Origin of the sequence: Trichocoleus sp. FACHB-591 (genome assembly GCF_014695845.1) — a bacterium.
In the GTDB taxonomy this organism is placed as follows: Bacteria; Cyanobacteriota; Cyanobacteriia; order FACHB-46; family FACHB-46; genus Trichocoleus.
Genome location: NZ_JACJPA010000050.1, coordinates 1 through 8,536, shown reverse-complemented (window position 1 = coordinate 8,536; position 8,536 = coordinate 1). Strand labels below are relative to the sequence as shown.

Annotated in this window: 12 protein-coding genes; 10 read left to right on the top strand and 2 right to left on the bottom strand. The window is 48.2% G+C overall.

Features of this window, described 5'->3' with window-relative positions; all coding sequences use genetic code 11:
- Positions 1-214: 214 nt before the first annotated feature.
- The 5 genes from H6F90_RS10805 to H6F90_RS10790 all read left to right on the top strand — a co-directional run bounded on the left by H6F90_RS10805 (position 215) and on the right by H6F90_RS10790 (position 3,014).
- The gene (locus H6F90_RS10805) at positions 215-529 is read left to right on the top strand and encodes a hypothetical protein (protein WP_190552490.1); all 315 of its coding nucleotides are present in this window, start codon (positions 215-217) and stop codon (positions 527-529) included.
- Between the two features lie 114 nt (positions 530-643).
- Positions 644-1,204: a hypothetical protein gene (locus H6F90_RS10800; protein WP_190552489.1), complete on the top strand. Its 561-nt coding sequence runs from the start codon at positions 644-646 to the stop codon at positions 1,202-1,204.
- Positions 1,205-1,371: 167 nt separating this feature from the next.
- Entirely contained in the window at positions 1,372-1,839 is a 468-nt protein-coding gene (locus tag H6F90_RS10795; RefSeq protein WP_190552488.1) for a hypothetical protein, read from the top strand.
- A 236-nt stretch (positions 1,840-2,075) separates the two neighbouring features.
- The gene (locus H6F90_RS31115) at positions 2,076-2,204 is read left to right on the top strand and encodes a hypothetical protein (protein ID WP_255524986.1); all 129 of its coding nucleotides are present in this window, start codon (positions 2,076-2,078) and stop codon (positions 2,202-2,204) included.
- 93 nt (positions 2,205-2,297) lie between these two features.
- Positions 2,298-3,014 (top strand): TrkA family potassium uptake protein, encoded by a 717-nt coding sequence (locus tag H6F90_RS10790; protein ID WP_190552487.1) that lies wholly within the window; start codon positions 2,298-2,300, stop codon positions 3,012-3,014.
- Here H6F90_RS10790 and H6F90_RS10785 read toward each other — a convergent pair.
- Positions 2,971-4,584 carry a sodium:proton antiporter gene (locus H6F90_RS10785; RefSeq protein WP_190552486.1) on the bottom strand — a complete coding sequence of 538 codons (1,614 nt, stop codon included), beginning with the start codon at positions 4,582-4,584 and terminating at the stop codon, positions 2,971-2,973. The two genes, H6F90_RS10790 and H6F90_RS10785, sit on opposite strands and share 44 nt — an antisense overlap.
- A 130-nt stretch (positions 4,585-4,714) precedes the next feature.
- Here H6F90_RS10785 and H6F90_RS10780 point away from each other — a divergent pair, with 130 nt between their 5' ends.
- Positions 4,715-5,266: a DUF3124 domain-containing protein gene (locus H6F90_RS10780; protein ID WP_190552485.1), complete on the top strand. Its 552-nt coding sequence runs from the start codon at positions 4,715-4,717 to the stop codon at positions 5,264-5,266.
- Between the two features lie 131 nt (positions 5,267-5,397).
- On the opposite strand, the gene H6F90_RS30370 is transcribed toward H6F90_RS10780, so the two are convergent.
- Entirely contained in the window at positions 5,398-5,550 is a 153-nt protein-coding gene (locus H6F90_RS30370) for a hypothetical protein (RefSeq protein WP_206756170.1), read from the bottom strand.
- Between the two features lie 353 nt (positions 5,551-5,903).
- On the opposite strand from H6F90_RS30370, the gene H6F90_RS10775 reads away from it, so the two are divergent.
- The 4 genes from H6F90_RS10775 (at position 5,904) to H6F90_RS10760 (ending at position 8,447) form a co-directional block, all read left to right on the top strand.
- Entirely contained in the window at positions 5,904-6,272 is a 369-nt protein-coding gene (locus H6F90_RS10775; protein WP_190552484.1) for a hypothetical protein, read from the top strand.
- 23 nt (positions 6,273-6,295) lie between these two features.
- Positions 6,296-6,472 (top strand): HNH endonuclease, encoded by a 177-nt coding sequence (locus H6F90_RS31485; protein WP_190552483.1) that lies wholly within the window; start codon positions 6,296-6,298, stop codon positions 6,470-6,472.
- A gap of 248 nt (positions 6,473-6,720) precedes the next feature.
- A complete protein-coding gene (locus tag H6F90_RS10765) occupies positions 6,721-7,491 on the top strand; it encodes a hypothetical protein (RefSeq protein WP_190552482.1) in 771 nt (256 codons plus the stop codon).
- A 131-nt stretch (positions 7,492-7,622) separates the two neighbouring features.
- Positions 7,623-8,447 carry a hypothetical protein gene (locus H6F90_RS10760; protein ID WP_190552481.1) on the top strand — a complete coding sequence of 275 codons (825 nt, stop codon included), beginning with the start codon at positions 7,623-7,625 and terminating at the stop codon, positions 8,445-8,447.
- Positions 8,448-8,536 lie beyond the last annotated feature (89 nt).

Genomic DNA, 8,536 nt, shown 5'->3' with positions numbered 1-8,536 from the left:
GCGACAACCGTGCTCGGAGCCTGCCTAGGCGAGGTGGTTGTTGCCCTGTTGCTTCAGGAAGTTGAGCAAAAGCGCATGCTGTTACAGCAGCAGGGGTGGGAGGTTCAGATTACGAGGTGCAAGATCTGAGACAGCAAACTATGTTGCTAAGTTGCGCCTGGCTGGTGGTACTAGCAGTGGAGCAAAGATCGGTAACACCACAACTGAGTCTCTGGTGTTCGAAGATCCAGAAGGTTATGAGGATGGCGTAGTTACTAAGGCTAATTGGTCTATTCCTTGGACTGCAAACCTTTTGTCTGACGACGATTCCTATCGCCGGATCTACTTCGCTGCGATTCGCGGTACTTCTGGTCGTGAAGTTTATATCTGGCAGTATGACCCAGCTCCCGCAGGCGCTACTAGTGGCGATGGCCTGAGAGGCGCTTGTATTGTGGCTGACTTCACGAAGGACTTTAAGAGCGATGGCATCGTGACCTTCCAGACCGAATTTAAGGGACAAGGAAGCCCGACTGAGATCCGCTACGCATAGAAAAACTAGGCAGAAGCCCCTTCAAACTGCTGCCTAGCTCTCTATTTGTTCCCTCGCCTATTTCAGCTTGTGGGAATGATCGCACGACCTTAATTCAAAGACAGAGTTGCAGTCATGCGTAAGCTCCCCTTCGTTATCGCACCCAAAGCTGAAGCCATTAAAGAGACTGTTGGCAATGAAGAGATCGGCACCCTAGAGCTACCCCGTGTCAATGACCTTAGCCCTAGCGATCGCCTCTTTATCCGCCAAGCCAGCAAAGATTTACCCAACCTCCAGCGTGAAGCTGTCAAGATTGCTAAATCAATCAAAGCTCAACGCCCTACCAAGATTGAACAAGACCCAGATGTCGAAGGAAATGCGATCGCGGCAGAGCTAGGACTCCATGAAATCTACAGCGCATTGATTACCAGCGACACAGAAACCCTAGGCGAGTTTCTAGGCGAAATTTTGGACTATCAAGATGTGCTTGAGCGTCTAATTGATGAGCGGCCTTTGATTATGGCGACCGCCATGCTACGACGTGTTGAGCCTAACTGGACTTTGGAAGACACAACGACTTCAGTTAGCTCCAAGCTAGTTAGCGAACTCAATCAATTTGGCCTCAAGGAAGAGAACGGCTGGAAGACTCCCGATGCATCTGCTGAACCTTTAACGGATGAGCAACTGGGGGAATAGCGGACCAGGAGGATGAAGATCCAGACTGGGAAGCTATATTTTGGCGAGTACAAAAGTTCTGGCCTCACGACGATCGCTTTAAGGCTGAAAGGTTTGGTGAGCAAGCAACTTGGCTGATTATTCAGGCATTGCATCATGGGGCCAGACTACAACATGAAGAGCTGCACTTGAAGGAGTTAGGCATTGCCACTCTCACCAGTTGCTTTATTAATGCAAACAGGGATTCCAAGGCGGATGCTGCTAAGCCTTCCGACTTCTACTACTTCCAAATTCGTGAGGAGAGCGATCGCATCTCTATCCCTGCCATAGCTTGCGATACCTTCTTTGCCTTGATTAAAGATGGCTTACTACCAGGATGGGTGGTTCCACTCGTACCAGTAGATAAGCTCGAAGCAGGACGAAAACGAGGTGAAGTTGGCAAGCCTCGTGCCTGGGTTGGCGAAGGAGTTATCCTGATTGCTCCTAAGATTGAGGGCGGTCAAGTGATTGCCGCGATCGCTGTTACCGAAGCCGTAGAAGGAACTGTAGAGGTGATGGACGTTGATTCAGGTGAGACATTTGAGATCGTGATTCCAGATGGAACTGAGCACTGCTGGATTCTAGACGCTGATTTCAACTTGAGTCGGGAATCCTAAACACATCTTGCATTTTATCTACTGAGGCGCTCTCTAGGGGGCGCTTTTTCATTGGGCGCAACAGCCCAGCATTCGGAGTGGTAAGGCCCTAAATTCAATCGGCTCTGTGCTTTTGCCCACAAGGCTTTGAGTGCCCTAAATTCAAACTCATCAAACTCTCAATTGGGGGCTGTCTTCATACAAAAAGTCTCCTGATTCAAATTCAAACTGAACCGGAGACTAGAGTTGTTGCTAGTTTGTTCTCTAAATTATATGGACAGCGATCGGACTTAGGAAGAGGGGTGAAGGGGCGATCGCGCCACCAAGTCTTTGCCCCCTTAGCCGAGCGATCGCCTTATACAGCGGGTATCTGTCATGAGCAGTGATGGGGGTTTATTTGGCTCACTGAACCAAGTCGCCCAACTGAGAGGAATATAGTGATAAATCTGTAATGTTCATTGTTGGGATGCTGGGCAGCTATGTATGTAGTAATTGGGGGAGCGGGAATGATGGGGCTGGGGTTAGCCCAGCAGTTATTGAAACTCGGTCATACAGTAGCAATCATCGATCTTGACCCCTTGGCCTGTCGCTTTGCCCGTGAAAAAATTGGAGTGATGGCATTTGAGGGCAGTGCCGTTAGTACGACAGTGCTTCTCGAAGCAGGGATTCGGCAAGCAAACGCAGTCGTTGCTGCACTCAGAGATGATGCATTGAATTTAGCGATGATCACCTTGTCTAGGAGTTATGGGGTTTCCCACATTGTTGTGCGCATGCGCGATCGCGAATTTCTGGAAGCTTATCGGCTAGCTCAAGCGAGCCACATTATCAGCAGCGTTGATCTAGCAGTGGCCACGATGGCGAACGCGATCGAATACCCAGAAGTCGAGTCGATGATGCACTTTGAACAAGGACAGATAGAAGTGCTGAAGCTGCCTGTTCCAGGCGATTGCTATGTAGCAGGTCGTACGGTTGCCCAAATTGCTCAAGACCCACGCTTTCCGACAGGTTCCCTGATCATCGGTTATCAGTGTCATGCCTGTGCCAGTCTGGAGATTCCCAACGGCAACACTGTTCTGGCAGCAGGCTCAACGATCTTGGTCGTCACTCGCTCTGAGCTAGTGCATCCGATGATTGACTATCTTGGCATTCAGGCTAGTCATCTTCCAACCCTAGAAGTTTCTCATCCAAATCTTTAATATAGGGCTGCACCAAGTCCTCTGGCACAATTCGCTTGCGGAGCGCATCGCTTACAGCTCCCTTTTCTGCAAGCAGCAATCGCCGTCGAATGGCATCAAGTCCACTACGATCGCTCTTTAATTGACTTGCCCGATATTGATTATGGAAATCACGCAGCACCCGCTCCGATTCTGCCACTCGGACCTGATAGGAGGCCCAGAGTTCCTCATAGACTGCTTTCGGCAGTACGCCTGATTTGAGTAAACTATCTAGTTCATCTTGAGCGGCTTTTGCGGCAATCAACTGAATCTGCAATTTGCCCGCTTGTTCCATCACATCCGAAACTCGGTTGATTTTGAGCCGTTTGACCAGCCAAAGTAAACTGAGTCCTTGCCCAACGAGTGAGAACAGAACTGCACCGAAAACCAAGGCAATGATGTCCTCGCGTCCAGGCAAGGTCAAAGGAATACTCAGCGCTAGTGCCATTGATAAAGAGCCTTTGATGTTTCCCAAAAATAGAACATGCTGCCACTTTAGCGGCACCGGGCGATCGAACCAGCGCAGCCCTGTTAGCAATAAATAGACCGAGAGAATGCGTCCTAGTTGATAGGCTAAGATCACAAGCAAAATAGATGGCAGAATTTTCCAGAGGATGAATGGGTTAATCTCGATGCCAATCAAGAGAAAAATGAACGTGTTCACCCCGAAGCCAGCGTACTCCCAGAAACTCAACAAGGTCATGCGATCGGATGCGGACGAACTCCGAGGCAACCCCAGATTGCCAAAAATGAGTCCAGCAATCACTACTGCAACTGCCCCTGACACCCTCAAAAATTGCCCGATTTGAAACGTCCCCAGCGCCAAGGCTACCGTCAGCAATAGGCTACTTAAAGGGTCATTGAGTCGCACAAAGATAGGGACACTTAAGTAACCTAAAATGGCACCCACAAGTCCCCCGCCCAACGCTACCACGAGCAACTCCTTAATCCCTGCGACGACGGTGAGCGACCCTGTCGCATAAATCACCAGAATTAAGTTGAAGGAAACTAAAGCAGCCGCGTCATTGAACAGTGTTTCTCCCTCAACAATTGTGGATAAGCGGGAAGGCACACGAATTTCTTTGAAGACGGCGATCATCGAAACCGTATCTGTGTTTGCCAAAATAACTCCGATCAACAATGCGGGAACCCAGGCAATCCCCAGACCAAATTTAATCAGCATTGCGATAATGGCGGAGGAAAGAATTGAGCCTGGACCCGCCAAAAGCGCGATTGGCTTAAACGTACTGCGGAGACGACTGATATCCGTATTGATAGAAGCCTCAAAAATTAGAATGGGTAGGAAAAGATTTAAAACCAAAGGCGGGTCCAAACCAATTCGACGTGATAAGACATCTGTAATGGGTAAACCTGCCAGCACTAAACCTGTCACGTAAGGAATTCGCAGTCGTTGAGTCACAAGCGCAACAACGGTGGCAATCAGCAGCAGAATGATTAAAATAATCACCAGTTCAGGAATGGTTCCTCCCATTTGGGTATCCACAGCCGGATTGCTCCCCAAAGGAATTTGTTGCGCTACAATCCACTCCATCGCTGAAACTTCTCCTATAGACTCACAATTCCTCAAAAGAGCTGAGGAATTAATTACCGTCTGAGTTTACAGGAGGTTCTGCTGTACAGGCAGAGTGACTGCTGAATGCAGTATGTTTGGATGAATATTGATGAAGTTAAAACATTATTTGGGGTTTGTGGGGGCAATCGCGGGGCTTAGTCTCACCGCTTGTACTACTCCAACAGTCTCACAGAGGCAGCCGCCATTTTCTAAACCTAGCACCACGTTGAGAGCAGTCCCAGTCGACAAAACAAAGCTTGTGATGGGACAAACTTTATACGTCCCGATTTATTCACATATCTATCATTTCAATAGCCAAGATCGGGTCATGAACTTGTCAGCGACGTTGAGTGTTCGCAATACGGATCTGACAAACCCGATTATTCTCACTTCTGTGCGCTACTACAATACCGAAGGACAATTGCTCAGGCAAGATCTCACAGGTCCTGTAGAACTAAAGCCACTCGCCTCCACAGACTTTTTTGTTGCAGCCAATGATGACAGTGGAGGGGCAGGCGCAAACTTTATTGTAGAGTGGGTCGCAGAAAAGAAGGTGTATGAGCCTGTGGTGGAAGCCGTCATGATCAACTCATCTTCTGCTCAAGGCATTTCGTTTATCAGTCCTGCTAGGGTACTCAAGCAATTTGGGATGCAGAACTGATTTTAGAAGATGACTTAACTGGTTACTAAGCAAGGTTGAGATTGCAACACCGAAGTTAAGTCGGCGTTGTCGAATAGTGAGAGGAAGCAAGCAGGAATTGAAACATTGCTAATAAGGCGATCGCTTTTCACCTAGTCCTCTCCAAAAAGATGTTTGAACCTTGGACAACTGGCAGAGGCACTCACTTGGTTGCGTTCCCCAATTGGGAAAAGTTCAACGGCGATCGCTTCTTCTGAGTTGAGGGGGCGATCGCTTTCTTCCCTACTTCCCTCACTTAGTAGCATTTCAGGTTTTTCAATGATGGAGTTTGACACCAAGATTTTCAGGCTAAGACGCTTGTGCAAAAACGGTCATGACTTTAATGGCCTATGGCAGAGTATCCGGTATCAAAGCAATGGTAGATGCATCGACTGCAAGACGGATACAAAGCCATACATCAGGCAAGAAAAGCATCCGGTACCAGAGCATTTGATAGGAACTTTTGATCCATTGTTGTTCCGTTTATGCAGTTTATGTAGAAATGGTCATGACTTTAAAGGCAGTGGCAGAACTCTCAGAAAAATAGACGGCGGGCATTGTCTAGACTGCCTACGAGAGTATAGGAAATCTCATTACCAGGAAAACCGGGAAGCAATACTTGCCAAGCAAGCAGCTCACCGACAAGCCAACCCAGAAGAGGTTAGCCTCCGTCGAAGGAAATAGTACAGAGACCATAGAGAAAAGTGTCTCCAAAAATGCGCTGAATATACAGAGAAGAACAAGGAGAAAATTGCAGCGAGAAATGCTCTTTACTATCAGAGAAATAAGGAGAAGCGTGCTGAGTGGAACGCTAAATATCAGCGGGAAAATAGAGACAAACTTCGTGTCAGTCGTGCTCAGTATTATCAGAGAAACAAGGAAATCCTTGCCCAGAAAAGCGTTGAATACCGCGCAAGGAATGCAGAAGCTCTTAGACAATATAGAGCCATTCGTCTTAAAGATCCCAGAGTCAAAGCTCTCAGGTTAAAGAGTGAACAGAAGCGTAGAGTCTTGAAAGCTCAAAACCATCATGCAGCATTTACTCTAGAGCAACTGGAAAAACACTTTTCTAAATTCGATAACCACTGTGCCTACTGTGGAAAGCATACTAAGCTCACGATCGATCACTTCATCCCTATCAGCTTGGGCGGTTCGGACTGTCTGAGTAATATTCTTCCAGCTTGCTAGGGCTGCAATGCTTCCAAAAATAAATCTGATCCCAAGCGCTGGTATCAACGTCAACCCTTTTACTCTTCAAAGCGATGGAAGCACATCCTCAAAGTTTTAGGAAAGGCTGAGGACAATTACTTTCAGATACCTCTGCTTTAAGCTCACCAGACAATCAATCTCTATCACCAGCGCCAATGAAGGCGCTTTTTCTTTGAACGGCTAACCCGTAGGAACGCTAGCGCGATTCCCCTAGTCGTTGCCGTGTCATGCCTGAAGAAATTGGGTCGCTGAGTATATCCCTTCACCTGGAAAGAGAGCAATTCAATAATGATCTTCAGGCACTGGAAACTCTACAGTCGCCGGAATTGGCGATCGCAACCAAACTAGATAAAGACAGCCTTGGCAGACAGCTTCAATCATTTCAGGGTGAAGTTCCGGTTGGGTTACGGCTCGACAAAGGTCAGTTTGAGCAGCAGCTACGGGAGTTTGGTAGTCAATCTGGGCTAGAAATTGTTGTTGGCTTGCGCCTGGATGATGCGGGAGTTGTAGAGCAGGCGAAGCAACTCACGGGGCAACTAGAGCAGGAGTTTGGTCGGGTCAAACTTCACCTAAAGCCCACGGTTGATGATTCGGCTTTAACCAAACTCAATCAACACCTTGACCTCAAACAGCGTCACTTCGCCCAAGTTCGTCGCGACTTTCGCAACCCGATTAAGCCCGCGATCGATACCTCTGAGTTAGATGCAGCATCGTCTCAGTTTCAGGCACTTAAAGAGCAAATTGCCAACCTTCAGAATCAAGCCGCTTCAGTCAGGTTTACGGCTGACACGAGTGAAGTTGATGCCCAGATCAATCGGCTGCAAGGTAAGACAATCCGCCTCAAATCCAATGTAGAGGGGGTGAAAATTCTGCCAGTGAAACGGCAGACGTATTTGCTAAAGCGATCGCCAAGGCTATCAAGAAGAGCAATTCTAAGGGCATCTTTGGCGGGTTATTTGAGGGGATTGGGGCGATCGCCTCAGCTCCATTCAAGATAGTTGGGGCCACAATTTCCAACGTCTTTACGGGCGTTGGCCTGGGTGTTGGTGAGCAAATCAGCAAAGACCTAGGGAAGGGGTTATTTGCAGGAATTGAGGACGAGTTATCTCCTCTAATTGGCAGCTTTAAGTTGCTAGGACGCGAGGCAGGCAGCGCACTAACCAAAGAAATTCTAAATGCCCTAGGAGAAGACGGGGTTCTAATCCAAAAAATCCTAGGGGATCTGATTGGTCAGGAAAAAATTCTAACTGAGTCGGGTGCCAGCCAGTCTCGCAGCAAGAAGGAGCGCAATCAAAACAGAGTTGAAGCCACTCGCTTCTTTGCTGAAGAACGTCGAGAGAATGACGTAGTTGCGATTAGCAAAGAGCGTAGAAAGCTGTTTGTTGAGCAGCCTGCCCAGATTGAGGAACTGGAAGGCGCTCTGGGTCGCAAGGTTGACAGGGGCGTTAGAAAGCTTGACTCCAATCGAATCAAAAAAATCGACCAGGGTCAGCTAGATGAACAAAGTGCACTAACCCAGAAGCTACTGGAGACCGAAAACCGGAAGTTAGCTCAGTTACAGACCCGATTAGCTGAACAGCGGCAAGCGATCGCGGCGGCTGAGCAAAAAGTAGCTGAACTTGGCAGAGTTGACAATAAATCCCCTGAATTTCAGGCAGCAAAAGCAGATTTAAGGACACAAAAAGCTGGCTTCGCTCAAACCAAAAGACAAGAGCTAGCCGCCACTTCCAATGTTTCCAACTTCCAAGAAAAACTCAGTGAGCTAGCGGATCAGCCGAAGCCAATTCAGACACAGATCAAGAATGCGGCAAAGCGCTCATCTGCTGAGAGCAAGCGACTTGAAGCCCTGCAAAAAAGCCTCAGTAAGCAGGGACAAGCGATCGCTGCGGCTGAGCAAAAGGTTGCCAAGCTTTACTCAGTTCGGGAGAGTTATAGCTATTGCCAGTCTGGTTAGGACGTAGACTGGCAATAGGAGTGATGGGTCCCCCAGGATGGCAATAGCTTATAGTTACGACTTCCGTCAGAAGGTGATGCAAGCCATTG